Origin of the sequence: Microcoleus sp. T2B6, assembly GCF_036700475.1 — a bacterium.
In the GTDB taxonomy this organism is placed as follows: Bacteria; Cyanobacteriota; Cyanobacteriia; order Cyanobacteriales; family Microcoleaceae; genus Microcoleus.
This window is the reverse complement of sequence record NZ_JAUBOZ010000022.1, coordinates 69,979-94,113: the sequence shown is the minus strand read 5'-3', so window position 1 is coordinate 94,113 and position 24,135 is coordinate 69,979. Positions and strand designations below refer to the sequence as shown.

The window sequence follows — 24,135 nt, the reverse complement described above, 5'->3', positions numbered from 1 at the left end:
CATATCTGAGTCACCTTGGTAGATCCGTTATCCGTATTTACTTATTTTTACATAGTTGGGTTTTTTGTACCTACCTATTGCAACTTTCTCTGCATCTTTGCTAGTTTCTTTTTGACCCATAACGCGCTGCAAAATCGCCTCTACTTTCCCAGCAAATAGAGCATTTCCTCTCTGCCTCGGTCGTGGCATATCAATAGAACAGTCCATTGCAATCTGACCATTTTCTATTAAAATAACTCGGTCAGCTAGCAGCACTGCTTCTTCTACGTCATGAGTGATCAGTAGCGCGGTAAATCCTTTTTCTTGCCATAAATTTTCTAACAATTGCTGCATCTCAATGCGAGTCAAAGCATCCAACGCGCCGAGGGGTTCATCAAGCAGCAGTAAATGAGGTTCGCAGGCAAGGGCTCTTGCTAAAGAAACTCTCTGCTTTTGACCGCCGGAGAGTACCGCCGGCCAATCGTTGGCGCGATCGCCAAGCCCTACCGCGTCAAGGACTTGCATCGCTTTGTAGTGCGTGTTTTCTTTGGCCGTGAGTAGCCCTAATTTCACATTTGCCACCACTTTTTGCCAAGGTAGTAGCCGTGCATCCTGAAACATCATTGTCACTTTAGAGTTGAGTTTGCGGGACGCCTTTCCATCTAGAAAGACAGTGCCTTGAGTGGGAACTTCTAGTCCGGCGATTAAGCGCAGTAAGGTACTTTTGCCACATCCGCTGCGACCTACAATTGCTACAAATTCTCCGGGATTTATTTCTATGTTGATATCCCGCAAAATTTTAATATTTCCAAATGACTTCTGGAGTCCTACTAATTCTAGACCTATTCCTGAGAGTGGTGATTCCATTCTAAAAAACCTCCATATTGCGATCTATGCCACAGGCTAAAAACCTTTTTCGCTGTCAAAGGTGGCTGTTGAGCAAATGCCAATTCGTCTCCTACTCACCGATGCTGGTGAATAGCAGATTAGCATTTCTAAATTTAATCTACGGTAACTCTGTCAAATTACAGCAGTTTATGATTAAACAAGATTATTGCATAGGTATCTACAAAAAGCAAGATAATTTTTTGCCCAACTTCTGGGGCTTTGATAAATAATGGTTAAGAACAAGCAAACCCTGTTCCTGTAAAGGTTCTGTTTTTGAGTCCGGTGGGATTATGCTGTATTTGGAAGAAAAAACCTGACAGTTGATTCCCGCCGAGATTCGCGACAGCGCAAAATTTGCATAAGAGTTATCAAACTTTACATCTCAACTTACTTGCTTTTTAAAATTGACTGTGCTAGCTTACTATCTAATAAATACGGTAAATCTACCAACTTACCGTATTTATTGGCTATACAGTAAATCGTTCATTTTTAAATGAGTCAAAAATAGGAGGACTATTAAATGCCTAATGTTGTTGCGATCGCAGGTAGCCCGTCTCATCCATCCCGATCCTTTGCCGTGCTGGAATACGCCCGCCGCGCTGTCGAGAAAGAGGGACTTACTACGGCCTCTATCAACGTCCGCGATCTCCCGCCAGAGGTATTAATTTACGGACAATTCGCGAACCCAGACTTAAAAGCAGTCAATGATTTAGTAGTAGAAGCCAAGGGCATAATCATCGCCACACCTGTTTACAAAGCAGCCTACACAGGCGTACTCAAAGCTTACTTAGATTTGCTCCCGCAGAAGAGTTTAGCTGGTAAAGTTATTCTCCCCATCGCCACCGGAGGTACGCTGGGTCACTTATTAGCAATTAACTACGCCCTCAAACCAGTGTTATCCGAGCTGGGCGCTAGTCATATCTTGGCTGGTGCCTATGTTTTAGACACGCAGATCCAAAGTTATGACGAAACAAGCGTACAACTTGAAGAGGAAACAGAACAAGGATTGCGATCGCAGTTGCAAGAGTTTGTTGGTGCCCTGCAAACTGGCAAACCCCAATTAGTTGGAAGTCTCTGATCGGAAAGTTACCAACAAACAATATTATTGTTTATGCTCAAAAGACTGATTTCATTCTTTGCTCAATTATGGCGATCGCACCTTTCCCTAGCAGCGCTATTTCTATTGGGAATCAGCTTAAATTGGGCGATCGCCTCCTGCAATACTCCCACCCCTACGGGATCTGCAAGCCCCGCCGCTTCCCCCGCAGCAGCTCAAGCTCAGGTAGTCCGCATCGGCCATCAGAAATTAGACCCCTTCACGCTAGTCAAAGCCAGAGGCGGGTTAGAGAAACGCTTGCAGCCTCTAGGCATATCCGTTGAGTGGAAAGAATTTCAGGCAGGCCCCCCGATGTTGGAAGCGCTAAACGCCGGCAGCATCGACATCGGGCGCACCGGGGACGCTCCTCCAGTCTTTGCCCAGGCTGCTAACGCACCCCTACTTTACATTGGCGGTAGCGCCCCCAAAGACCGCAGTTCAGGTATTTTAGTTCCTGCTAATTCACCAATTCAAACCCTGGCAGATTTGCGGGGTAAGAAAATAGCTTTTACAAAAGGTTCAAGCGCCAATTACCTGTTAGCAAAAGCATTGAAATCCGCAGGGATAAAATGGAGTGAAATTAAGCCGACCAACCTGACACCAGCCGATGCCAGAGCTGCCTTCCAACAAGGTAACGTAGATGCTTGGGTAATTTGGGACCCGTTTTATGCAGCCGCTCAAGCGCCAAGAGATGTTCGTGTTGTTAAAGATAGTAAAGGACTAGCAGCTAACCGAGATTTTTACTTAGCTAATCGCTCATTTGCTCAGCCGAATGTCAAAATCATTGACGCAATTAGAGAAGAAACTCAAGCAGTAGCGACTTGGGCTGATGCGAATCCCGCAGAAGTAGTCAAGATTCTCGCTCCCATTCTGAAAATTGATGCTTCTATCTTAGATGTAGTGACTCGACGGCGGAGTTATGGATTTGAACCGATCCAAGCTGATATGGTTGCCGAGCAACAGGAAATTGCGGATACTTTTTTTGAACTCGGCTTAATTCCCAAGCAGCTCAAAGTTGAAGAAGTAGTTTGGAAACCAGGTAATTAAAAATCCCCGCTTGTGGGTAAATGTTGGATAAAGCAAAACACCTGATATCTTCTACCTTCCAAATAGCGGGGGTGAAGACGATGCTGGGGAACCGCGCTGGGATTACAGGAAAGGTCAGCCCCATTGGTTGCGTCACGCCCACGCTTCGCATTCACTAGACAGGGGCGCGCCGATTCATTTGGTGCAGCAGACGTTAGGGCATGAATCGGTAGCGACTACTTCCAGGTATCTACACGCACACGCCCAAACGACAGCAACAGCTTGTATCGGCCAGGGTAAAAGGTAACTTTCCTTGCATCTTTTTCAACATTATGGGATATTGAATTGAAAAAACTAATTCAAATAGAAACTTATGGCAACTGAGCAAGAGCTTCAATCTCTTTTTAATGCCTTGGATGGCGATCAAGATGGCAAAATATCGAGTAATGAGCTTTTTTTAAGTCCTGGGTTAAATGCAGTCATTTTAGCAGAAACAGGTACTAGCCCCGCGGAACTGCTAGCGACGTATCGAGATGAAGAGGGTAATATTACCTTTGAAGACTTGAAACAAGCTGTTAAGAAAGCAGGGAATTTAGAATAAGCGCGATCGCCCAGCCAGCAGCGATTGAAATAAAATCATTTATCCAAGTGGATGAGTGTCTTCCCCTGGTAATAGTTGCAGTAGTTATAGGGCAAAAAGCGATCGCTGACTACCAAGGATAAGAACTTGCTTCTTATCCTTTCATCTGGCTGGGATTTAAGCCCCAGTTGACATTAGAGTTATAATGTCGGCAGTGGAGAACCTTTTTTCTTTGAGCTACCTCCGAAAATCCCCTTGACAACTGGCTTTGAGCCTTAACTTGTCACCAATGGGTGACTGTTTACAAAACTTGCTGGCGCAATTGGGGAAAAACCTTTGCAACTTTGTTCAGGACATAATCGCCGTAAGTGCCGCGAAACTCGTGAACGCTGGCTTTATCCCAACGTTCGTTCTTGTTGTCACCGACTTTCGCTCCCTTGATTTCGATCGGGTGGAGTTCAGCATTGAAATTGGGATCGAAGAAGAATGGAAATGAGAGGCGATCGCGTTCTGACACATTCTTGACTCGATGAGGAGTAGACCGATAAAGTCCACAGGTGAGACGATCGAGCATATCGCCAATGTTACAAACAAATGAGTTGGCGATCGGGGGAGCATCAATCCAGCCTGATTTTGTCTTCACTTGCAACCCACCTAAATCATCCTGCTTGAGAATCGTGAGCAAACCATAATCGGTATGCTCTCCCACTCCCCAGGATTGCCCTTGCAGATTGCTTTGTGGTGGATAGTTGAAGATGCGAAATAAAATCAGGGGATCTGTCGTATAGCGATCGCGAAAATAAGAGGCATCTTCGCCCAAACTCAGGGCAATTCCAGCCATTACTGCGTGACCCACTTGGGTCATAACTGCTAGATACTCCAACACTGTTTCGCGAAACAGGGGAATCTCTGGAAACAGATTCGCTCCAAACATGGGAACACCTGCTTGAACAGCCGGATGGGTTTGATTCAATTCCGATCCGAAATAAATTCCTTCTTTCAAATCTGGTTTACCATTCGTCAGTTCACCTCCAACCGGAAAGTAGCCGCGCCATGCCCGACCGCCCAGCGCCATCCGAATTTGCATTTTGGTTTCTAAATCTAGAGCAAAAAACTGACGGCTCAGTTGCTCCAAACGGTTTTGCAAGCCTTTGTCTACACCATGCTCAACAATGTAAAAAAAACCTGTGTCGCGGCAAGCTTGTCGGATTTGGTTTGCAACAGTATCTAGCCCATTATCCGATACCAGCGAACTAATATCGATAACGGGAATCTGAGAAACATCTACTGTTAATTCAGTTGCCATAGAGATGGATTATAAGTAGTTAAGATTGAACGCCTTTTATAATTTGAACTGTTCATCCACCGGAATTTGATAGCCATTTGCCAGTCGATTGGTAGCGTTTGCGGTTGCCACGATCGCCATCAGTTCCCCAAATATGGCATCATCCATTCCCTTGGCTCGCGCTCCGGCTGTATGAGATGAAATGCAGTATGGGCAACCATTTGTAACGCTGACAGCAATGTAAATTAACTCGCGGGTCAGGGGATCGAGTTCTCCCGGAGCCGTCATCACCTCCTTCACATTCTGCCAGGTACGTTGCAGGGTAGGCGGATGGTTGGCGATCGCTTTCCAAAAGTTGTTGATGTACTCGGTTTTGCGTGTGGCACGAATGTCGTCATAGACTGCGCGTACTTCATCATTTGCGTCTTCGTATTCAATCAAATGGCTCATAGTTGTACAGGGGTTTGTAGCTGTAAATTCTAGAGTAACTAAGAAAGAAAAATGGGACACTCTCATCTTTCTTTCTTATTGCTGCTTTTTTCTCGCTAAGCTGGCTGATAATTGGGATGCCAAGCAAGCCATTTCTCTTCTAACTTCCTGGCGATCGCATCTGCAAACTTACCCAACAAAGCATACATAATAATGCTCAACACCACAACATCAGTTTGCAAGAACTCGCGAGCATTCATTGCCATGTAACCAATACCAGAATCCGCAGCAATTGTTTCTGCGACAATCAGCGTCAGCCACATAATCCCCAATGAATATCGCAGACCTACCAAAATTGAAGGCAAGGCCCCAGGCAAAATAATTTTCCACAAAAGAGACGTGGCACTCAAGCCATAAACTTTTCCCATTTCAATCAATCCGGCATCGACGCTGCGGATGCCGTGAAATGTATTGATATACATTGGAAAAAACACACCCAAAGCTACCAAAAACAATCGAGCTGGATCGCCAATTCCAAACCACAAAATCACTAGGGGAATTAAGGCTAGGTGGGGAACATTACGAACCATTTGTACAGAAGTATCTAGCAGCTTTTCGGCGATTGGAACCAGACCATTGACGAAACCAAGAGTCAAACCAATTCCTCCGCCGATGAGGAAACCAACGACGGCACGCCAAGCACTAATTCCGATATGGTGAAACAGTTCCCCGGTAATTGCCAATCTAACTCCGGCACTTAAAACACCTGTTGGGGCGGGTAAAACTCTTGTGGAAAGCCAACCCACCTGCACCAATAATTGCCAGCTAACAATCAGCAGCATTGGGACAATCCAGGGGATTACCTGCTGAAAATAGGGGTTGTTGAGCCATTTTTTATTCATGACGCACTCGTAGGAATAACTTGTTGGTGGAGAAACTTTTCGTTGGCAAGAATTTCACCAAAAGGACTAAACATTTGCGGTTGATTTACAGTCGGTTGGTTCTTCAACGGCAAGCGGGGGAATAGCAATTCAGCGACTCGATACGCTTCTTCTAAGTGGGGATAACCGGAAAAAATGAAAGTTTCAATCCCCAAGTCGGAATATTCCAATATTCGCTCGACAACGGTATCGGGATCTCCGACTAAAGCAGTACCAGCACCGCCTCTTACTAACCCAATTCCCGCCCACAAATTCGGGCTAATTTCTAGGGATTCGCGGTTGCCTGCGTGCAGTTCTGTCATCCGCTTTTGCCCTTCAGAGTCCATTCTGGCATAAGCTTGTTGGGCGGCCGCGATCGCATCTTCATCGACATATTTAATCAATCGATTTGCATCCTCCCAAGCCTCGCTTTCAGTTTCGCGTACAATGACGTGAAGGCGAATCCCAAACCGCACATTCCTACCCTGTTCTGCTGCTAATTTTCTCACAGCATCAATTTTTTTTGCCACTTGTTGTGGCGGTTCTCCCCAAGTCAGATAAACATCAATATGTTTTGCTGCAATTTGTTGTGCGATCGGCGACGAACCGCCAAACCATAACGGAGGATAAGGAGTTTGTACAGGTGGAAATAGAACTTTCCCGCCCTTAACTTGGAGATATTCACCGCTAAAATCGACTTCTTGCTCTCGCACATTAGTCGAGTTACTTGCTTCAAGCATTGCCCTCCAAACAGTCAAGAATTCATCAGTCAATTCATAACGTGCGTCGTGACTCAGATGCACTCCATCTCCAGCTAATTCAACCGGATCGCCACCCGTAACCACATTAATCAGCAAGCGCCCGTTAGATAATCTGTCAAAGGTTGCTGCCATCCGTGCTGCTACCCCAGGAGACATTAATCCCGGACGAACTGCTACTAGAAAACGCATTTTTTCCGTTACAGACATGAGGGAAGAAGCCACTACCCATGCGTCTTCGCAAGAGCGTCCCGTCGGAAGTAGAGCGCCCGTAAATCCTAAATGATCAATGGCTTGGGCGATTTGCTTTAAGTAGGACAAACTGCCCGATCGCCCTCCAATTCCGCTCGCTAAATACCGTCCGTCTCCGTGAGTTGGGATAAACCAAAATAATTCCATTTGCCTTAGTCTCCATCACTATTTATTGTTTAGTTACCTGAGCCACTTCACTAATTTTGATCTGTTTGGGAAGCAGCTTCAAATCCAAGAAAGTATCAGCAACTTTTTGTTGATAAGTGATGACTTCCGCTGTAATGGGCTGCACGCCGTAAGGCCGTCTCCGTGCCACTTCTTCTAAAGTTGGAACGTCAATACCAAGAGCGGGAGATAGCAGTTTTGCCACCTCAGTTGGTTGAGCCGCCGCCCATTCATCGATTTTTTGAAGTTCCTCTAAAATTGCCTTAGTCCGGTCAGAATATTGGTCGTTAAAAGGTTTAGCAGCTAGATAGAATTCCCGATTAGCTACAAGCCCTTCTCCATCCTTAAGAACGCGAGCATCAGTAGCTCGTTTTGCTACTGTAAAAAACGGGTCCCAAATCGCCCAAGCATCAACGCTACCTTGTTCAAAAGCTGCCCGCGCCTCTGCTGGCGGCAAGTAAATAGGCTGAATGTCGCTATATTTTAATCCGGCTGCTCTTAATGCTTCTACTACTAGGTAGTGTACGTTTGAACCCTTATTAAATACAACTTTTTTGCCTTTCAACCCAACCACATCTTGAATGGGAGAATCTTTCCGTACTAAGATAGCTTCGCCTTTAGGATTAGGAGGCTCATTAGCAACATATACTAATGGTGCGCCAGCGGCTTGTGCGAAAATAGGCGGTGCTTCTCCTGTATGACCAAAGTCAATACTGCCTGCATTCAAAGCTTCTAGTAATTGAGGACCAGCGGGAAATTGAAGCCACTGTACAGAAATGTTTTGCGAGGCCAAACGCTTCTCTAAACTGCCTCGTGATTTAAGGATGCTTAGAGTTCCATATTTTTGATAGCCAATCCGAATTACATTGCTCTGTTGTGAGTTAGAACTAGCCACCGATGTGGCAGCAGAAGTTGGGGCTGTAGTTGTATTTGTTTGCTGAGTAGGAGCACAAGCTGAGACTGTCAAACTCAAACTGAAGCCAATTGCAAAAAGTAAAGCAAAGGTCTTGATATAACTATGTTTTAGTTTGCTCCAAAGATGTCTCAATCTGCCTGGAAATCGGTTTTCTTTCAATGGGGTTAACATTGTCTATTCCTGAATTTAAGTGCGGAAAACCAAGAAACGTAATAGCCATGCAAGAACTGAGCTAATCATTATTGACTAGCATACTCCGAAAAGTTGAGCGATATACCGTAGTATACTCTGACAAGCTCCTATTATTCCACAGATGGCTTCAAAAATGCAAGCACATTCTGTAGATTTTTGTTTGTATTACTTCTCTAGTTACTTACATGATTAATATTCGCGGGCAATATATCAGTTGCACTCGCCGGAGAAAAAGTAGCATTTAGCACTGCTGCTATCTGCATAAAAATCTGAGATACCGCCGAGTTCGGATCTGCAATTGTTAGGGGTTTTCCTGTATCACCTCCCGCACAGATGCGCGGATCTAGAGGAATCTGGGCAAGGAGGGGCGCTTGGAGTTCTTCTGCTAGTTGTTTACCGCCACCACTACCAAAAATTTGCAGGGGCTTTTCATCCCGATCGCAGATTAAATAACTCATATTTTCAATAATCCCAAGCACTGGAACCCCTACTTGGCGAAACATATAAATATTGCGACGGACATCGGAAATAGATATTTGTTGCGGCGTAGTAACGAGAATCACTCCACAAATAGGACTTTCTTGCACAATGGTAATTTGAGCATCTCCGGTACCGGGGGGTAAATCAATGAGTAAATAATCTAATTCGCCCCATTCTACATCTTGAATAAACTGCGTAATAATTTTGTGGAGAACTGGGCCTCGCCATGCTAAAGGACGTTCTGGCTCGGCTAATAAACCCACTGACATCACTTTAATTCCCTGTGCTTCCAGGGGTAAAAATTTCTCACCTTTAGCAGTATTAATTGTCTCTACATCGGCTTGTCCTAAGCCTAACATTTGAGGAATATTGGGGCCGTAAACATCAGCATCTAGCAAGCCTACCTTGGCTCCCTGTAATTTTAACGCTGTTGCTAAATTCACAGCCGTTGTAGATTTTCCAACCCCACCTTTGCCGCTAGAAATAGCTAAGGTAGTTCGCACGTTTGCTATCGTGCAAGTTTGAATATAAGTTTTTTTGCACCAGCTTACAGGCGATAAAACAGATTCAATTATTTTTGGCAAGTCTTGCTGATGCGATCCAATATAAAGGCGCAAATAAATGTAATTTTCAACAATTCGCAAGTTTCGCACCATTCCCAAACTGATGATATCATTTTTGAGTGTGGGTTCGATGACTTGTTTGAGATAGTTGACAACTTCTTGCTGTCGTAATTTTTCCACAGGATCGGGATTTTCTGAGGGTAGATGTGAGTGGGTTTTTGGTAAAGAGGAAGAATCAACCATTTTGGGAATTTTGCAGTAATGTTTGAATTTTCTGAATCGCTTTTTGAGAGAAAATAGTAACTTCTTTATCGGGATCGTCCAGAGATTGTTGCAGCGCAGGCATGGCGGCAGGATTGCTGAGATTACCGAGGGCGATCGCAGCTTCTTTCCGCACATCTGAATATTCATCAGCTAAGGCTCTAATCAAAGCAGGCATGACTCGTTCATCGGGAATTTTTTGCAACGCTTGTAGCGCGAATTTGCGAACTTGCCAGTGTTCGTCACTTACCGCTGTTTCCAGTGCCAAAATTGCCGCACTATCGGCATGAATTGCCAAAGATTTAGCTGCATTTCGTCGCACTTGCCAGTCAGTATCGCTTTTGAGTGCTTGACACAGAATTGAGATGACTTCTGGATCTGTTAAATGTCCTAAACTTAAAGCCGTAGCACGGCGAACATTTAAATCTGTATCCGATATTAAAGCCAAAGCTTGGGGGCATTTTTCCACCTGATTGAGATAGCTGAGAGTGGTTACTGCTGTTGCTCTCAATTCAGGAACAGCGGATGCAAAAAATGGTAAAATATCGGGTAAAGACTGAGCATCGTGAATCTTCCGCAACAAGGTTAAGATATTGAGTTGGATATTAACATTGTCGCGGTGGAGTGCATCTAGTAGTTGCCGTAAGTCAGTTGGTGAAACTAACTCATTTAATGCTGATAATGCTTCTTGACGAATATCGACATCGGCGGAACCTAGACAGTCAATAAAAGCAGGAATAGCTACAGGATTGCCAATTTCCCAAAGGGCAGATATGGCAATTTTTTGAACGGCACTACTCTCATCTGACAGGGCGAAAAGTAGGGCATTTGTAGCTTCTTCATCACCCAAATATTGTAAATTTTTCACGGCAACAAGGCGATCGCTTAGTTCGGGCGATCGCAGCATTTCTAGCCATTGATTTAATTCACTATCATTCTCACTAATCATTAATTTTTACACTTTATAGAAACTCGAAAAACTTAGCGCAACAAGAAGGGAATTTTAACCGTTATGGCGTTGGTTGGACATTCTTTTTCACAAGGCAAACAAAACCAACATTCATCGTATTTCATGTAAGCTTTCCCTGTTTCGGGATTTTTGGCAAGTACATCCAAAGGACAAACATCAATGCAGACCTGGCACTTTTCCAAACACTTAGACTCATCTACGGTGACTGGAACATCAACTCGTTGTGTAATTAAAGCCATAGTTAGGTGCGATGGTTAATGGTGAATAAAGTTATCCGATTGTCAAGTGGGATAGAGTGGGTTTATGGATCTGATAAGGAGAAATCAAAGATTTTGACGAGAGCTCACCTCTACAATAAGCTGTATAGCATTTAAGCAACTGATTATAGGGTCGGGTGCGTTAGAGCAAAAGTTTTGTAGAACTCACAAATTATTTAGAACTGAGGCACTCTACAATATCTTCCCGATCTAAAAATCCCTCAACTAGACAATATCTCACATCCCACTTTAATGTATAGTAACCTTAGTATTATTTGTCCAAATGACGGGAACAAATAACCTAATATTACTATAACTCAACGCGCTACAACATTATAATCCTCTTTATGTAAATCAACATCCACAATATAAGGTTCAACTGGACGCTTAAACAAGCTCATTTCTCCAGATTCCTCTTTTTTCAAATTAACATGGCAAAACCACTCTTCATTATTTTTATCAGGGTAATCTAGCCGATAATGATAAAGCCCCCAACGAGTCTCACAGCGATACAAAGAAGCCCTCGCCGCCATCTCCGCACAGTCTCGAATAAAGTGAACCTCCATGCAGCGCATTAACTCATGAGGATCGTGAGCGCCCATTTCCTGTAGAGTTTCTTGATAACGGACAAAGTTTTTCAGCCCAATCTCCATTTTGTTTCCTACTTTGGGTGGTTGTAAATAATCATTCACTAAGCGCCGTAACTTATATTCTACTTGCGTGTGAGGGATTCCATTGGGCAGGTTTAAAGGTGCATAAACCCGCGTTTTTTCTGCTTCCAGAAAATCAGCGTCAGGCTCGACATAATCTAAACTTTGGATGTAGTCAATGGCATTAGTTCCTGCTATTCTACCGAACACAAAAGCCCCGATCATGTAATTATGAGGAACGCTTGCCATATCTCCCGCTGCGTAGAGTCCGGGCACAGTTGTTTCTGCCTTTTCATTCACCCAAACACCAGAGGCGCTGTGGCCGCTGCATAGCCCAATTTCAGAAATGTGCATTTCAACGCCGTGATCACGATAATTTTCCCCTCTCCCCTCGTGGAATCGACCTCGACTCGGCCGCTCATTTGACCAAAGAATTGACTCTATTTCAGCGATAGTATCTTCATCGAGATGAGTCATTTTTAATTGAATTGGGCCTTTACCAGAGTGTAATTCATTCCAGATTTCCAGCATCATTTGACCGCTCCAATAATCGCAACTAATGAAGCGATGACCTTCGGCATTAGCAGTATGAGCACCGAAGGGTCCGGCGACATAAGCGCAAGCAGGGCCGTTATAATCTTTAATTAGCGGGTTGACTTGAAAACACTCAATGTTAGTGAGTTCGGCTCCAGCGTGGTAAGCCATTGAGTAGCCATCTCCGGCATTAGTCGGATTTTCATAGGTGCCATAAAGATAGCCGGAATCGGGTAGTCCTAAACGACCACAAGCACCTGTAGAAAGAATGACAGCTTTCGCTTGAATTACTACAAAATCGCCACTTCGCACGTCAAAGCCAACGGCTCCTGTAGCGCGTCCTGCTTGCACTAAAACGCGGGTTGCCATCACTCGATTGGTAACTTTAACTTTGTGGCGTTTTACCTGTCTGGTTAAAATTTGTTTGAGGTCTTTGCCTTCGGGCATTGGCAAAACATATTTGCCGACCCGATGAACTTGTTTTAAGTCGTAGTTACCTTGGGCATCTTTCTGAAATTTTACTCCCCAACTTTCTAACTCTTGGATGACTTCATAGCCTAACTTTCCAGTTTGATAAACGGCTTTTTGGTTGAGAATGCCGTCATTAGCAAGGGTAATTTCGCGAACGTACTGTTCTGGTGTAGAATGGCCGGGAATGACGGCAGTGTTTACACCGTCCATTCCCATTGCGATCGCACCACTTCTGCGAATATTTGCCTTTTCTAAAATTAGCACTTCGCTGTCAGGATTTGCCTGTTTAGCTTTGATACCAGCCATCGTGCCAGCCGTACCGCCACCAATTACAAGCACATCAGTTTTTATCCATTGAGTATTCACGTTAATTTCTCCTGGCTAATGACCCTACTTACCATCTTTCAAGACGATTTCTTTAATTTGGACGGGCTTAGGAATAAGTTGCAGTTTTTGGAAGGTATCAGCAATTTGTTGCTGTCCAGCAATCTCTTCATCGCTGAGGGGAAAAACGCCATATTTGCGTCGCTTTTCAGACACTTCTAACACGGAGGCTTCTATCCCTAATTGCGTCTCCAGAAATTTAGCCACTTCTACTGGATTGTCTGCAGCCCATCGATCTACCTTTTTGACTTCATCTAAAATGAGTTTCAACATCTCAGGATGTTCGTCCACAAAACCCTTGCGCGCAAGATAGTAACCTCGATTGGCAGCGATTCCTGTTGCATCTGTTATAAGTCTCGCGCCTGCGGATTTTTCTGCTGCGGCTAAGTACGGGTCCCAAATTGCCCAAGCATCGACATTTCCCCCTTCAAAAGCGGCGCGGGCTTCTGCTGGTTTGAGGAAAGCTGGGTTGATGTCGCTATATTGAAGTCCAGCCGCTTCTAAGGCTTTAACTAGGAGGTAGTGTGTGTTAGAACCTTTGGCAAAAGCTACTTTTTTGCCTTTAAGATCGGCAACAGTTTTTATAGGTGAATCCTTGGGAACTAGGATACCTTCCGACTTAGGATTTGAAGTTTCGTAAGCAACATAAACTAATTCAGTTCCAGCAGCTTGAGCAAAAACTGGCGGTGCTTCTCCTGTGTAGCCAAAGTCAATACTACCTGCGTTCATTCCTTCTAATAGAGGAGGCCCAGCAGGAAATTCTACAAATTTTACAGAAGATTTGGAGGCTGCTAAAGCTTTTTCTAAGTCGCCTTTGGTTTTGAGAGCGTTGAGAACGGTAGCTGATTTTTGATAGCCGATGCTAACTGTAACGCTTTTTGGAGGTGCGTAAGTGTTCGCAGTGGCTGTGTCCTGCGTGGTAGCGGTAGGAGAACAAGCCGCCACTACCAAACTCAAGCCGAGTCCGGTTGCAAATAGCAGGGAAAGACTGCGAACTCTCCGAAAAAGGAAAATTTGGTGGCAGTAGCTCAAAATGCCTAAGAGGTGGGTTTCTGCCAGCTTAATCAACATAAATGCCAACAAGAAAGGGATTGAGAGTAACTTTACTGGCAGTATACCACTGTATATCGATAAAATTACCGGAGTTAATAGTTAAGCAGAGGGCGGGTAATTTTATTTTTACAGATTTATTAAAAATTGTCGGTATTACAGGGAATATACGCTAATTTAATCGATTTACCGTATTTTAGGATTTTGGGGTACGATCGCGCATAATAATGATGCGGTAATGGTTGGTCATGCTCTCAATTGACCAGTAGTAGGCCCTTATTGCCCAGCAAAGTTATTTAAACGCCCCCTTTTCCCTTCTCCCCTTTTGCACCTTGCAAAGCAAAAATCGGAGTTTGAGCAGATTTCCCCTTCAGAGCAACAGATCCCAAAGCCTCACAAATGAAGTTTAGCCCGATCGACTCACACACCCTTTCAGCAATCAAAATTTGGTTTTCCCCCGCCTTGCTCATCAACCGAGCCGCCGTATTCACCGTATCGCCGAGGATATTAAACTCCCTGCGCCCTCGCGGTTCCCCAACCTCAGCAGCAAACACCGGCCCCAGGGATAGCCCAATTTGACAGCTTACTCCCACCTCTTCACCGCCGATAATTACTGGTGGCAAACCTGAAATGATATCTCGGATCGCAATCGCCGCACTAGCCGCGCGGCTGGCGTCATCCGTGTGAGCGTCGGGCACGCCAAAATAAATCAGCATATCCGAACCATCTAAGTGCGCCGTTACTTTTTGCAACACGCCCCCTTTAGCTGAGACTACAGCATCGATCGACGCAAACACCCGAGAAAAACTCACTACCAGATTGACTTCTTCCTCCGGCGAAGCTTTCTCCACAGACTCCGGTAAACCTATCAAGTTGACAAACATCACCGTCGGTTCAGGAAAATCCGGTGGAATTTTCCGCCTGTCTGCATTTTCCACCAGCAGTCTCAGGATAGTTTTGGGAATATAACTAGCAAGGGGTTCAAGCCGATTCACAGCTTGCCCGATTTCGCTTACCAAACCCGCAACGCTGCGATCGAGCAATACCGAACTCGGCATCCGCCGCCGAGTCAAAGTGATATCATACTCTCCGAGTCGATCGTCCGTGAAATCGTCCGCCACCAAAAAATAACCCGGTTTGCCCGGTTCAAAACGAAATTGCTCTCCCACAGACTCTCTAGCAGTTTCAGTCACACACACCCGCCCCACAGTCCCACAACCCTCAGCTTGCTTGGCTTGCTGGACAGAATGCCCCAGCAGTACGTGAGCCATCCGCAGCGGCGTACCGATGTCAGCACTAATATAGCGGCCGCAGTGGATGCCCACCCGCATCCTCAAAGACAAAACACCCCGCGCCGTTTCAATATTGGCAAATTCAGCCATCGCCCGCTGCATCCGCAAACCAGCCCGCACCGCCCTGGCTGTATCCTCTTGGTAAACCCCTGACGGAAACTGCACCAGCATCGCATCTCCGGTAAACTCCAGCAAATCCCCGCCCGATTTGCTGACAATTTCAATCATCGAGGCAAAATAGTCGTTAATCACGCCCAGCAGGCTTTCAGCTCCCTTGCGCCCCTGGGTCGCGTTCGCTTCCAACAGCGAGGTAAACCCTGCCAAATCCGTGAACAGCAAAGTGCCTGTTTGCCACTGGTAGCGCACCTCGCCTGGGTTGGGCGGAGATTCGGACACGGGCCTGGGCACGTAGTCGTGGAGGATGTAGCGCAGAGTTCGCAGGTGATCGAAAACCCCCATTAGCGTTGCGGGGGACGGATCTACCCACGCAGCAGCGTACAGTTGAGCGGAAAGGAGCGATCGCAGCCGCAGTTCGATCGCAGCCAAGGGAGGATTGTAGGTTAATCTATTAATAATTTCCACCTAAGTTTATTCTTAAAAAATAGGGTAAGTTCTATCAATGTAGAGGCAACACCAATAGCTCGACTTTATACCATTATGATAAGTTTCCAGTGACTCCATACCAGCCAAACCCAGAACCCACGATAGAAACTTCCGAAAGTCACCGGTTGCTAGCTCCCGATTTGATCCGAGCTGCTCGATCGGCCTATGGTATGTATCTGAAAGTGCATTCCGAGCAGATGCAGCGTCCGGCGGGTGTAGTTGTCAGTCAAGGAAGCGATCGAGGTCAGTTAATTTTTGCTTCGCAGCCGATTTTATTGCCCGGTGAACGTTTTGTTACTTTTGACGAAATTGAATCTCAAATGTATTAATTAGTAATTGGGCATTGGGCATGGGGCATGGGGCATGGGGCATTGGGCATGGGGCATGGGGCATTGACAACTAATATTTATGTTGGCTCGATCGAGTGTCAAAAAATAGGTTTGTAGTGAGAACTTTAGTCCTAAGAATTTGACTTTTGACTAAAGTCCTTACTACAAACCTTATGGGTAATTGACCGAACACAATCTAACAATTAATAAATAACCACAGTCAATCGATTTTAGATTTTAGATTTTAGATTTTAGATTAAAGAATTGAAGATTGACCCCACGGATAAATTCGGGGGCTCCTTTATCGGATACAGGTTTTTTATTTCTGGACGGACGAATCCGGGGGCTTGTATCCTGGATGCTTTCGGTCAACAGTGAACAGTCAACAGTGAACAGTCAACAGTCAACAGTGAACAGTCAACTTAATGGAAATAATCTTTAATTCCCTTGTCATGGCGATCGTCTTTATTTTCGGAGCGGCTATTGGCAGCTTTCTAAATGTGGTAGTCTATCGGTTGCCTGCGGGTTTGTCGGTGATCCACCCTCCTTCTCGCTGTCCCAAATGTTTAAATCAACTCAGAAATTACGAAAATATACCCGTTTTCGGTTGGCTGTGGCTGCGGGGACGCTGCAATCACTGCCACAGTCGGATTTCGGCCCGCTATCCACTGGTGGAAGCAGCTACGGGTTTGCTGTTTTTGCTAATCTTCTGGCGGTTTGGCGTAACAGTCCAAACTCTTGGTTTTTGGGCTTTGTTTAGCTGGCTGTTGGCTTTGTCTTTGATTGATTGCGATACAATGACTTTGCCTAATTCTTTAACTCGATCGGGTTTGGTGCTCGGATTGGTTTTCCAAATGGCGAAAGGTTTGTGGCCGACATTTAGTTTGATCGACTCGGTAAACTATCTGGTACTCGATGGGATCGCCGGATCAGTTGTCGGGTTGTGGCTGTTTGACGCGATCGGACTTGCCGGGACGATCGGGCTGGGGCAGAATGCTATGGGCGCCGGAGATACCAAATTAGCCGCCTTGATGGGAGCTTGGCTGGGCTGGAAATACTTGCTGCTAGCGGGATTTATTGCTTGTGTCGCCGGGGCTTTTGTTGGTGGTGGGGCGATCGCTATCGGGTTGCTCGATCGGCGTCAACCCATGCCTTTCGGCCCGTTTCTGGCTCTAGGTACAGCAATTACTGCTCTGTGGGGCGAAGCGATCTTATCTAGTTACTGGCAGTTGTTTTTCCCGAATTTTAGTTTCTGATGTGCCCGTAGTCAGGCGCGATCGAACATAATATTGTCTCAAAAATTGGTAAAATTGTTCCGTGTCTTGGATTACACTTACAACTACTAGCTTTCGTTGGGAAGCGGAATTAATGCAGCAGCTCCTAGCTGCTCATGAAATCCCGGCCCGGATTGTAGACTTGGGCATAGCATCTTATTTCGGGGCTGGGAGTGCTACAGCCCTGCAAGTTCTTCCACAACACCAGCGAACAGCATGGCTCCTCATCAGTCCAGTTGAAGAGGACAATAGTCAGTAGTCAAGTCTGTTGTTATGGGTTATTGGTTATTAGTTATTAGTTATTAGTTATTGGTAGCAGCTAACAACTCACAAATAACAACAGCCAACAGTCAACAGTCAACAGTCAACAGTCAACAGTCAACAGTCAACAGTCAACAGTCAACAGTCAACAGTTAACAAATACCAAGTTTTAATGTCTCTATTTGATTGGTTTGCAAATCGACGAAAATCAGTACCGAACTCCCAAGAACGGCCGGAACGAGAAATTGCGGACGGACTTTGGAATAAATGCGAAGCTTGCGATGCCCTGAGTTATACCAAAGACCTGCGAGCAAATCAAATGGTTTGCTTGGAATGCGGGCATCATATCAGAGTTTACAGTGACGATCGCATCGAGCAATTGATCGATCCCAATACCTGGATGCCCCTTAACGAAGGACTGCACGCCACCGATCCCCTGAAATTTCGCGATCGAAAAAAATATAGCGATCGACTCCGAGAATTTCAAGAAAAAACAGGCCACCTAGACGCCGTAGAAACAGGCATCGGCAAACTAGAAAATTTGCCAGTCGCCCTCGGAGTCATGGAATTTCAGTTCATCGGCGGCAGCATGGGCTCAGTAGTCGGAGAAAAGCTAACTCGCCTCATCGAACACGCCACGCGGGAACGCTTGTCCGCGATCATTGTCTGCGCTTCCGGTGGTGCAAGAATGCAAGAAGGAATGCTCAGCTTGATGCAAATGGCTAAAATTTCCGGGGCTCTGGAACGCCACCGGGAAGCGAGACTGCTTTACATCCCGATTTTGACCCACCCGACCACCGGTGGCGTCACCGCCAGTTTTGCCATGCTGGGAGACATTATAATTGCAGAGCCAAAAGCTACTGTGGCCTTTACGGGCGGCCGGGTAATCGAACAAACTCTGCGGGAAAAGCTGCCGGAAAATTATCAAACTTCCGAATACTCCTTCGCCCACGGTTTTGTAGACTTGATTGTACCCCGGACTCAATTAAAGAAAACTCTCGGTCAGCTCATCAGCCTCCACCAGCAACAGCCTTTCTTGGCAGACTCGGAATTTCCCGCCCTCAATGGCAGCGATAGCCACGCTGTGTCCCCGCAGACTCACGCTTTCAAACTTTCTCCCTAAGCTGCTGCGCCGGAGGATTGTCTGTTGGTGAGTCCGGGGGAGAGACGAAAAATTTCTGAGGAATGGCTCAAAACCCGGTTTCGAGGAAAAATATTGAGTTTGGTAGCCAGATATTGACCCAGACACCGGGTTTTGAGTCCCGCCCGCGCAACTCCTATTGGTAATAACGACCCAGCAGTGGGATGATATTGATCGGAAGTTGATTGGCCCTGAAGTTAGGCTGGGCAAAAATGCCTAGTCGCAGTTAGCGGTTAGTTAGCTTGCGATCGAACAAACTAACAGAACAAACTAACAGAACAAGCTAACAGCGCTTTCTAAAATTGTCCGGTTTTCAGTTAATAGCCGTCAACTCAATTTTGACCTGTCAGCGACCTAAAAATTATGGGTTTTGCAGACCTGTCCATCGCAGAAATAGCAGAGGACTTCAACGTCCCTGTTGAAGAAGTGATCCGCTTGTGCGACGAGTTGGAAATTGCCTACAAGCACCCTCAAACCCGTTTGGCTTTGGAGGATGTTAAGGCAATTATGTCCACTCTCGAAAAAAGGCGCGACTCAAAACTTCTTGCAGATTAGATCGCAAAATTCCTCTACCTTTAAAGGTATGGCTGCACAAACTTTCGCCAGTTGTTGCAGACTCAGGGAATTTTGAACACAAATCTGTTTGCCAGGTATGATCTCTTAGCGTTCAATAATTTGCCGGATTTTTTTAAGGAGAACCATGCTTAAAAGATATTTCATTGCTCTGACCGCTGTATTCTTGAGCTTTCAGTTATTTGTCAGCAGTGCGATGGCTATCGAACTGAGTCCTGAACTTCGCACTCTGCCTTTGAATGACAAGGGTACTCCAGTGGTGCTGAGCCTCAAACAAGTTGAGCAAGGCAAACGCCTGTTCAATTCGGCTTGCGCTCAATGTCACGCTGCGGGCATGACCAAAACTGACCCGAACGTGAATTTGAGCCCGGAAACTCTGGCTTTGGCCAACCCGCCCCGGAATAATATTGAGTCGCTGGTGGACTTTATGAAAAATCCCACCACTTATGACGGGTTTGAGGAAATTTCGGAACTGCATCCGAGCATGAAGAGTGCGGATATTTTCGCTGAGATGAGAAATCTCTCGGATGACGATTTGTACGCGATTGCCGGTCACATTCTGTTGCAGCCAAAAATTGTCTCCAAGCAGTGGGCTGGTGGCAAAGGCGCTCGCTAATCGATTTTAGATTTTAGATTTTAGATTTTGGATTTTGGATTGGGAGAGGGCTGAAGTTCGGCAAGGATTGCTGGCTGGTCGTTTTTCGCTCTAAAATCTGAAATCTAAAATTTACCTCCTGCTCATTGATTATCGCAAAAGGTTGTAGTCCCTCATGCTGCGTCGTGGTGCTTTTGTCTGCTTTCTGTTGGGGATGTTAATTATTTTGCCACTCGTGCTGTTGGCTCCTCAACCTGTTTTGGCTGCTGCCGATTCTTATGTGAATAGGTATTTACAAGCCAGCGAACCTGTGGCTCTGGAGTTGGACTCTGAGGGACATACTCGCTTGTTTTCGGCGTTTGATTTGTCTGCGGGCAAGGTATTGTTCGAGCAAAATTGCCTGAATTGTCACGTCGGAGGAGCTAATTTGCCCGATCCGACGATATCTCTGTCTTTGGCTGACCTCAAGGGGGCAACCCCTCCCCGCAACAATATCAATAGTCTGGTGGCGTATCTGAGAGAACCGATGACTTATGACGGTACTGAGGAGACTTTTTGGTGCCGCCAAGTGCCGGAAAGCTGGATGCCACAGGCTGAGATTGAAAATTTAGCGGCTTTTGTGATCCGGGCTGCTCAGAAAGCTCCGGGCTGGGGCGTGGAGAATTTTGAGAGTTGAACTGCTACTGCCAAAAAGTGGTAAATTACTCGGAAGAAGGCGATACGACTGCGCGATCGCGCCTGTTTTAACTAATTTGGCGTAAGTCCCACGCTGTAATTGTACTCAATTGGGCGTCGGGATATAAGCAAAGCAACGTCTATGAAAAAGAGCGACAATTTACTGTTTCTCTAGCAAAAAAATGTGTAAGATATAAGTGGTTGCGACCCACCCACTCGACTGCAAACAACAGGCTACAGTAGCAGTAATATGCTTGGCCAAGGACAACTGCGAGAGAAAGGGGGAAAGAACAGACCGCTGGTTGGTAAGGCACGTCCCACCATAAAATACAATCCAAGTTTGTTGTACGAAAATAGTTTTTGCCTTGGGAAACAGGGCTTCTGCGTGGGTTCCCTACGAAGGGATAAAGGGTGTAAAAGCCCAGAAATGCTGTGTAAGACTCGGATCGTCTTCAGTGACGAATCTCTGTAATGAGATACCCAACAGAGCAACGGCAAACGAGACACGAAGCCTACACTGTAAAAAAGGTCAGTGCTAGGTATTTCACCAGGTAAAATATCTAAAGAATCACCCCTTGCGTGTCCATTAGAGGAGAACTGCGTTGAAAAGACTCTTATCGATCGCCCTATTAGCGTTCGCAATTTTTACCGTCGGCTTTGGTCGCCCTGCTTTGGCAGGTGATGCGGTTAAAGGAGCTAAAATCTTTAGCTCGAACTGTGCTGCTTGTCACATCGGTGGCGGCAACGTGGTTATGGCCATGAAAACCTTGAAAAAGACTGCTCTTGAGAAGTACGGTATGAATTCTCTCGAAGCTATTACCACTCAGGTAACTAAGGGCAAAAATGCTATGCCTGCTTTCGCCGGCCGCTTGAAGCCCGAACAAATCGAGGATGTAGCAACCTACGTGCTCGAGCAATCTGAGAAAGACTGGAAAGGCTAAACTGCCTCTTTGAAGTCGGGCAGCCTGGGCGGGTTTGATTTAATTTAAAACTTGTCCTCCCGATCGCACCCTCTCTCACCCTTTGGCGAATAAACATCGGTTTGCAGCGATCTTAACCTATTTGGGAAAGCGCGCCAGAAATCCGATTTTTATTAGCTCAAGGGCGAGGGAGGGTAATTCGATTTTAGATTTTAGATTGAAGATTGAAGATTGAAGATTGAAGATTGGAGATTGGAGATTGGAGATTGAAGATTGAAGATTGAAGATTGGAGATTGAAGATTGAAGATTGAAGATTGGAGATTGAAGATTGGAGATTGAAGATTGGAGATTGAAGATTCCTAAATGCTGATTTTGTAGAAATGGTCAAGCACTTTATATTAAGATTTATTGTGGCTGCGCTTCCTAAATTAAAAGTGTGTGCTAGGATATAACCCCTTATTAGCAAAGCTTTGAAATCAAAATTAAAATCAATCAGGAAAGTGGAGTCTACACCTGCCATGAACGTAAAAACATCAGCAAAAGTTAAAACTCCAGTTAAAACACTCGGAGACGCTGCATCTGGGGCGATTGAGAAATATTTCCGCAAAAGTGTAGCGCACGAGGCTGAAGTTATCAAAGACAAAGACGCGGAAGAACTTCATCAAATGCGCGTGGGATTGAGACGTTTGCGATCGGCTGTGACTGGTTTTGCTCCGGTTATAGATTGGCCAAAAGAGGCTTCTGAACGTAAAATTGGTAAGGTGGGGCGGATTCTGGGAACGCTCAGGGATTTGGATGTGATGCTCGAAAGTCTCCAAAACCGCTATTACCCGAATTTGCCGGCCCAGGAACAGGAAGTTTTGGATAAGGCTTTGTCGAATTTGCTCAAACAGCGCCACCGGGCTTTGAAAGGGGTGAGGGAGATTTTAGAGCACAAAAGCTACGAATCGCTGAAGCAGTCGATCGAGGATTGGCTGGAAAAACCGAAGTTTCGGGCGATCGAACATTTGCCAATTGCTGAGGTTTTGCCCGATTTACTGTTACCTCAAGTCAGCGAGTTTTTCCTACATCCGGCTTGGTTGCTGGGTACAAAATATGAAGATGGCAAAGTTAAAGTTGCTGATGATTTAAATGCTGAGGCTGTCGAAGAGAAGTTAGCAGCGGAGGGAACTATTCTGCACGATTTGCGGAAGCAAGCTAAGCGGGTTCGCTATTTGATGAATCTGTTTGGGAATTTTTACAGCGAGACTTACGAAGTTTATGTCGAAGATGTGAAAGCTATTCAGGAATGTTTGGGCGATATTCAAGACAGTGAAGTTTTAGGCGAGTTTTTGACAGATTTTGTCGATCGCGATCTGAAAAAAGAGTTGCCGAAGTTGGCTGGTTTGTTGGCCGAAAATCGCTACGCAGCTTGGCAAAAATGGCAGGTTTTGCAGCGCAGGTATTTGAGTTCGGAAATTCGGCAAGGTTTCCGATCTGCTTTAATTCATCCTGTGGTTGAAGATGCGACTAAGGGAAAGTTGCCCCAGGAAAGTTAGGTTTTTCGCGAGGAGAGAATGCGATAGACTGGCGGGAGGGACTCAAAGAGGGATATTTGTAGGGACATGGCATTGCAGTGTCCTTGATTGTATAACTCAATAAAGGGCGATCGCTCTTGGGGAGAGGTTCAAGAAAAAACCTTAACAATTATTCTTTCCAGTAACGAGTTAAAATCCGAATTACTTCACCAGTGTCAAGTAAAAGAAAGGGCGATCGCGTTTTTTACCATAGAAAATCACGACTGTAACCACTTCATAAACTTATTCGTCGCAGTACCAATCGACTCTCCCACCTGTTTCTTCAAACGCCACCGCTGAAATGCTTGTTCGTAATCTTCCCCTTCAGTTTGATAAACATTCCAAGCATTCAGCGACAATCCCAATCCCCAGGTTAGTAAAATGAAAAGTGACCAAGAAAGCTCGTGCGAACCTGCTAGATTAAACAAAACTAAAAAAGTATTGATAATACCGTACTTGGTCACATTTTTCTGCAAGTTGCGACGACGGTAAGAGTTAAAAACCAGCTTTTCTTGAACTTCTCCTCTAGTTGCTAACCATTGCTGTTCCGCAGCTACAATATCCTGTTCGGAAATGCCCAATTCCGCTGCAATCTCGAAAAGCTGCACTCTCGATAATTCCCCTTCATCCTGTCGCCGCGCGATCGCAAGCTGTAAAATACCCTGAGCATCCTCTGAACCGTAAACTTGACTTATTTGACTTTCATTTGTCGGCATAACAAGTTTCCTATAATTCCTGACATCCTTTTTATGATAGATATAGACGGCGTTAAACGACAGGTAGTGACATTGGCGGATTTCAACACCCGG

Annotated in this window: 26 protein-coding genes; 13 read left to right on the top strand and 13 right to left on the bottom strand. The window is 45.5% G+C overall.

The genetic code is table 11. The features are described from left to right. Nucleotides 1-27 precede the first annotated feature (27 nt). Nucleotides 28-846: an ATP-binding cassette domain-containing protein gene (locus tag QUA00_RS12745; RefSeq protein ID WP_333409837.1), complete on the bottom strand. Its 819-nt coding sequence runs from the start codon at nucleotides 844-846 to the stop codon at nucleotides 28-30. A 541-nt stretch (nucleotides 847-1,387) separates the two neighbouring features. Between QUA00_RS12745 and ssuE the strand changes: the two genes are divergently transcribed. The 4 genes from ssuE (at nucleotide 1,388) to QUA00_RS12725 (ending at nucleotide 3,590) form a co-directional block, all read left to right on the top strand. Then, complete coding sequence (ssuE, locus tag QUA00_RS12740) at nucleotides 1,388-1,945, top strand: NADPH-dependent FMN reductase (protein WP_333409836.1); 558 nt, start codon at nucleotides 1,388-1,390, stop codon at nucleotides 1,943-1,945. A 33-nt stretch (nucleotides 1,946-1,978) separates the two neighbouring features. Then, nucleotides 1,979-3,010 (top strand): sulfonate ABC transporter substrate-binding protein, encoded by a 1,032-nt coding sequence (locus QUA00_RS12735; protein WP_333409835.1) that lies wholly within the window; start codon nucleotides 1,979-1,981, stop codon nucleotides 3,008-3,010. Between the two features lie 127 nt (nucleotides 3,011-3,137). Next, nucleotides 3,138-3,296 (top strand): tyrosine-type recombinase/integrase, encoded by a 159-nt coding sequence (locus QUA00_RS12730; RefSeq protein ID WP_333409834.1) that lies wholly within the window; start codon nucleotides 3,138-3,140, stop codon nucleotides 3,294-3,296. A 66-nt stretch (nucleotides 3,297-3,362) separates the two neighbouring features. Continuing rightward, nucleotides 3,363-3,590 carry an EF-hand domain-containing protein gene (locus tag QUA00_RS12725; protein WP_172190219.1) on the top strand — a complete coding sequence of 76 codons (228 nt, stop codon included), beginning with the start codon at nucleotides 3,363-3,365 and terminating at the stop codon, nucleotides 3,588-3,590. Nucleotides 3,591-3,870: 280 nt separating this feature from the next. Here QUA00_RS12725 and QUA00_RS12720 read toward each other — a convergent pair whose 3' ends face one another. From QUA00_RS12720 to QUA00_RS12670, 11 genes are all read right to left on the bottom strand, one after another. After that, the gene (locus tag QUA00_RS12720) at nucleotides 3,871-4,875 is read right to left on the bottom strand and encodes a 2-oxoglutarate and iron-dependent oxygenase domain-containing protein (protein WP_333409833.1); all 1,005 of its coding nucleotides are present in this window, start codon (nucleotides 4,873-4,875) and stop codon (nucleotides 3,871-3,873) included. Between the two features lie 36 nt (nucleotides 4,876-4,911). Next, nucleotides 4,912-5,304 carry a carboxymuconolactone decarboxylase family protein gene (locus QUA00_RS12715; protein ID WP_333409832.1) on the bottom strand — a complete coding sequence of 131 codons (393 nt, stop codon included), beginning with the start codon at nucleotides 5,302-5,304 and terminating at the stop codon, nucleotides 4,912-4,914. 95 nt (nucleotides 5,305-5,399) lie between these two features. After that, nucleotides 5,400-6,185, bottom strand: a complete 786-nt coding sequence (gene ssuC / locus QUA00_RS12710; protein WP_333409831.1) for an aliphatic sulfonate ABC transporter permease SsuC — start codon at nucleotides 6,183-6,185, stop codon at nucleotides 5,400-5,402. Then, complete coding sequence (ssuD, locus tag QUA00_RS12705) at nucleotides 6,182-7,360, bottom strand: FMNH2-dependent alkanesulfonate monooxygenase (RefSeq protein ID WP_333409830.1); 1,179 nt, start codon at nucleotides 7,358-7,360, stop codon at nucleotides 6,182-6,184. The genes ssuC and ssuD overlap by 4 nt, the downstream gene beginning before the upstream one ends. Nucleotides 7,361-7,382: 22 nt before the next feature. Next, nucleotides 7,383-8,465 (bottom strand): sulfonate ABC transporter substrate-binding protein, encoded by a 1,083-nt coding sequence (locus QUA00_RS12700; protein WP_333409829.1) that lies wholly within the window; start codon nucleotides 8,463-8,465, stop codon nucleotides 7,383-7,385. A gap of 194 nt (nucleotides 8,466-8,659) precedes the next feature. After that, nucleotides 8,660-9,772 (bottom strand): Mrp/NBP35 family ATP-binding protein, encoded by a 1,113-nt coding sequence (locus QUA00_RS12695; RefSeq protein WP_333409828.1) that lies wholly within the window; start codon nucleotides 9,770-9,772, stop codon nucleotides 8,660-8,662. Continuing rightward, nucleotides 9,765-10,739 (bottom strand): HEAT repeat domain-containing protein, encoded by a 975-nt coding sequence (locus QUA00_RS12690; RefSeq protein ID WP_333409827.1) that lies wholly within the window; start codon nucleotides 10,737-10,739, stop codon nucleotides 9,765-9,767. The genes QUA00_RS12695 and QUA00_RS12690 overlap by 8 nt, the downstream gene beginning before the upstream one ends. Before the next feature lie 32 nt (nucleotides 10,740-10,771). Next, nucleotides 10,772-10,999 (bottom strand): 4Fe-4S dicluster domain-containing protein, encoded by a 228-nt coding sequence (locus tag QUA00_RS12685; protein ID WP_332959817.1) that lies wholly within the window; start codon nucleotides 10,997-10,999, stop codon nucleotides 10,772-10,774. 335 nt (nucleotides 11,000-11,334) lie between these two features. Continuing rightward, on the bottom strand, nucleotides 11,335-13,038 hold the full coding sequence (locus QUA00_RS12680) for a fumarate reductase/succinate dehydrogenase flavoprotein subunit (RefSeq protein ID WP_333409826.1): 1,704 nt from the start codon (nucleotides 13,036-13,038) through the stop codon (nucleotides 11,335-11,337). A gap of 24 nt (nucleotides 13,039-13,062) precedes the next feature. Beyond that, nucleotides 13,063-14,127: a sulfonate ABC transporter substrate-binding protein gene (locus QUA00_RS12675; RefSeq protein ID WP_333409825.1), complete on the bottom strand. Its 1,065-nt coding sequence runs from the start codon at nucleotides 14,125-14,127 to the stop codon at nucleotides 13,063-13,065. Nucleotides 14,128-14,402: 275 nt separating this feature from the next. Beyond that, nucleotides 14,403-15,980 (bottom strand): adenylate/guanylate cyclase domain-containing protein, encoded by a 1,578-nt coding sequence (locus QUA00_RS12670; protein ID WP_333409824.1) that lies wholly within the window; start codon nucleotides 15,978-15,980, stop codon nucleotides 14,403-14,405. An 89-nt stretch (nucleotides 15,981-16,069) separates the two neighbouring features. Here QUA00_RS12670 and QUA00_RS12665 point away from each other — a divergent pair, with 89 nt between their 5' ends. From QUA00_RS12665 to QUA00_RS12625, 9 genes are all read left to right on the top strand, one after another. After that, entirely contained in the window at nucleotides 16,070-16,330 is a 261-nt protein-coding gene (locus QUA00_RS12665; protein WP_333142203.1) for a hypothetical protein, read from the top strand. A 425-nt stretch (nucleotides 16,331-16,755) separates the two neighbouring features. Beyond that, a complete protein-coding gene (locus QUA00_RS12660; RefSeq protein WP_333142202.1) occupies nucleotides 16,756-17,586 on the top strand; it encodes a prepilin peptidase in 831 nt (276 codons plus the stop codon). 61 nt (nucleotides 17,587-17,647) lie between these two features. Beyond that, nucleotides 17,648-17,863 carry a hypothetical protein gene (locus QUA00_RS12655; RefSeq protein WP_333102041.1) on the top strand — a complete coding sequence of 72 codons (216 nt, stop codon included), beginning with the start codon at nucleotides 17,648-17,650 and terminating at the stop codon, nucleotides 17,861-17,863. Between the two features lie 174 nt (nucleotides 17,864-18,037). Beyond that, nucleotides 18,038-18,988 (top strand): acetyl-CoA carboxylase, carboxyltransferase subunit beta, encoded by a 951-nt coding sequence (gene accD / locus QUA00_RS12650; protein ID WP_333142201.1) that lies wholly within the window; start codon nucleotides 18,038-18,040, stop codon nucleotides 18,986-18,988. 381 nt (nucleotides 18,989-19,369) lie between these two features. Further along, nucleotides 19,370-19,561 (top strand): translation initiation factor IF-2, encoded by a 192-nt coding sequence (locus QUA00_RS12645; protein ID WP_333058460.1) that lies wholly within the window; start codon nucleotides 19,370-19,372, stop codon nucleotides 19,559-19,561. Nucleotides 19,562-19,706: 145 nt separating this feature from the next. Next, nucleotides 19,707-20,195 carry a photosystem II cytochrome c-550 gene (psbV, locus tag QUA00_RS12640; RefSeq protein WP_333058459.1) on the top strand — a complete coding sequence of 163 codons (489 nt, stop codon included), beginning with the start codon at nucleotides 19,707-19,709 and terminating at the stop codon, nucleotides 20,193-20,195. 154 nt (nucleotides 20,196-20,349) lie between these two features. Next, nucleotides 20,350-20,850, top strand: a complete 501-nt coding sequence (psbV2, locus tag QUA00_RS12635) for a photosystem II cytochrome PsbV2 (protein WP_333058458.1) — start codon at nucleotides 20,350-20,352, stop codon at nucleotides 20,848-20,850. 601 nt (nucleotides 20,851-21,451) lie between these two features. Further along, nucleotides 21,452-21,790 (top strand): cytochrome c6 PetJ, encoded by a 339-nt coding sequence (gene petJ, locus QUA00_RS12630; protein WP_333142200.1) that lies wholly within the window; start codon nucleotides 21,452-21,454, stop codon nucleotides 21,788-21,790. 498 nt (nucleotides 21,791-22,288) lie between these two features. After that, nucleotides 22,289-23,308 (top strand): CHAD domain-containing protein, encoded by a 1,020-nt coding sequence (locus QUA00_RS12625; protein WP_333142199.1) that lies wholly within the window; start codon nucleotides 22,289-22,291, stop codon nucleotides 23,306-23,308. Between the two features lie 236 nt (nucleotides 23,309-23,544). Here the strand turns inward: QUA00_RS12625 and QUA00_RS12620 are convergent, their stop codons facing one another. Continuing rightward, on the bottom strand, nucleotides 23,545-24,042 hold the full coding sequence (locus tag QUA00_RS12620) for a 2TM domain-containing protein (protein ID WP_333142198.1): 498 nt from the start codon (nucleotides 24,040-24,042) through the stop codon (nucleotides 23,545-23,547). Between the last annotated feature and the right edge of the window lie 93 nt (nucleotides 24,043-24,135).

What these genes read in the sequence shown, in the direction of transcription:
- QUA00_RS12660 (WP_333142202.1), top strand. Translation starts at nt 16,756, where the DNA reads ATGGAAATAATCTTTAATTCCCTTGTCATGGCGATCGTCTTTATTTTC.
- QUA00_RS12745 (WP_333409837.1), bottom strand. Translation starts at nt 846, where the DNA reads ATGGAATCACCACTCTCAGGAATAGGTCTAGAATTAGTAGGACTCCAG.
- QUA00_RS12735 (WP_333409835.1), top strand. Translation starts at nt 1,979, where the DNA reads ATGCTCAAAAGACTGATTTCATTCTTTGCTCAATTATGGCGATCGCAC.
- psbV2 (WP_333058458.1), top strand. Translation starts at nt 20,350, where the DNA reads ATGCTGCGTCGTGGTGCTTTTGTCTGCTTTCTGTTGGGGATGTTAATT.
- ssuC (WP_333409831.1), bottom strand. Translation starts at nt 6,185, where the DNA reads ATGAATAAAAAATGGCTCAACAACCCCTATTTTCAGCAGGTAATCCCC.
- QUA00_RS12700 (WP_333409829.1), bottom strand. Translation starts at nt 8,465, where the DNA reads ATGTTAACCCCATTGAAAGAAAACCGATTTCCAGGCAGATTGAGACAT.
- ssuD (WP_333409830.1), bottom strand. Translation starts at nt 7,360, where the DNA reads ATGGAATTATTTTGGTTTATCCCAACTCACGGAGACGGACGGTATTTA.
- QUA00_RS12645 (WP_333058460.1), top strand. Translation starts at nt 19,370, where the DNA reads ATGGGTTTTGCAGACCTGTCCATCGCAGAAATAGCAGAGGACTTCAAC.
- QUA00_RS12715 (WP_333409832.1), bottom strand. Translation starts at nt 5,304, where the DNA reads ATGAGCCATTTGATTGAATACGAAGACGCAAATGATGAAGTACGCGCA.
- psbV (WP_333058459.1), top strand. Translation starts at nt 19,707, where the DNA reads ATGCTTAAAAGATATTTCATTGCTCTGACCGCTGTATTCTTGAGCTTT.
- QUA00_RS12620 (WP_333142198.1), bottom strand. Translation starts at nt 24,042, where the DNA reads ATGCCGACAAATGAAAGTCAAATAAGTCAAGTTTACGGTTCAGAGGAT.
- QUA00_RS12625 (WP_333142199.1), top strand. Translation starts at nt 22,289, where the DNA reads ATGAACGTAAAAACATCAGCAAAAGTTAAAACTCCAGTTAAAACACTC.
- QUA00_RS12685 (WP_332959817.1), bottom strand. Translation starts at nt 10,999, where the DNA reads ATGGCTTTAATTACACAACGAGTTGATGTTCCAGTCACCGTAGATGAG.
- QUA00_RS12720 (WP_333409833.1), bottom strand. Translation starts at nt 4,875, where the DNA reads ATGGCAACTGAATTAACAGTAGATGTTTCTCAGATTCCCGTTATCGAT.
- ssuE (WP_333409836.1), top strand. Translation starts at nt 1,388, where the DNA reads ATGCCTAATGTTGTTGCGATCGCAGGTAGCCCGTCTCATCCATCCCGA.
- QUA00_RS12725 (WP_172190219.1), top strand. Translation starts at nt 3,363, where the DNA reads ATGGCAACTGAGCAAGAGCTTCAATCTCTTTTTAATGCCTTGGATGGC.
- accD (WP_333142201.1), top strand. Translation starts at nt 18,038, where the DNA reads ATGTCTCTATTTGATTGGTTTGCAAATCGACGAAAATCAGTACCGAAC.
- QUA00_RS12675 (WP_333409825.1), bottom strand. Translation starts at nt 14,127, where the DNA reads ATGTTGATTAAGCTGGCAGAAACCCACCTCTTAGGCATTTTGAGCTAC.
- QUA00_RS12695 (WP_333409828.1), bottom strand. Translation starts at nt 9,772, where the DNA reads ATGGTTGATTCTTCCTCTTTACCAAAAACCCACTCACATCTACCCTCA.
- QUA00_RS12690 (WP_333409827.1), bottom strand. Translation starts at nt 10,739, where the DNA reads ATGATTAGTGAGAATGATAGTGAATTAAATCAATGGCTAGAAATGCTG.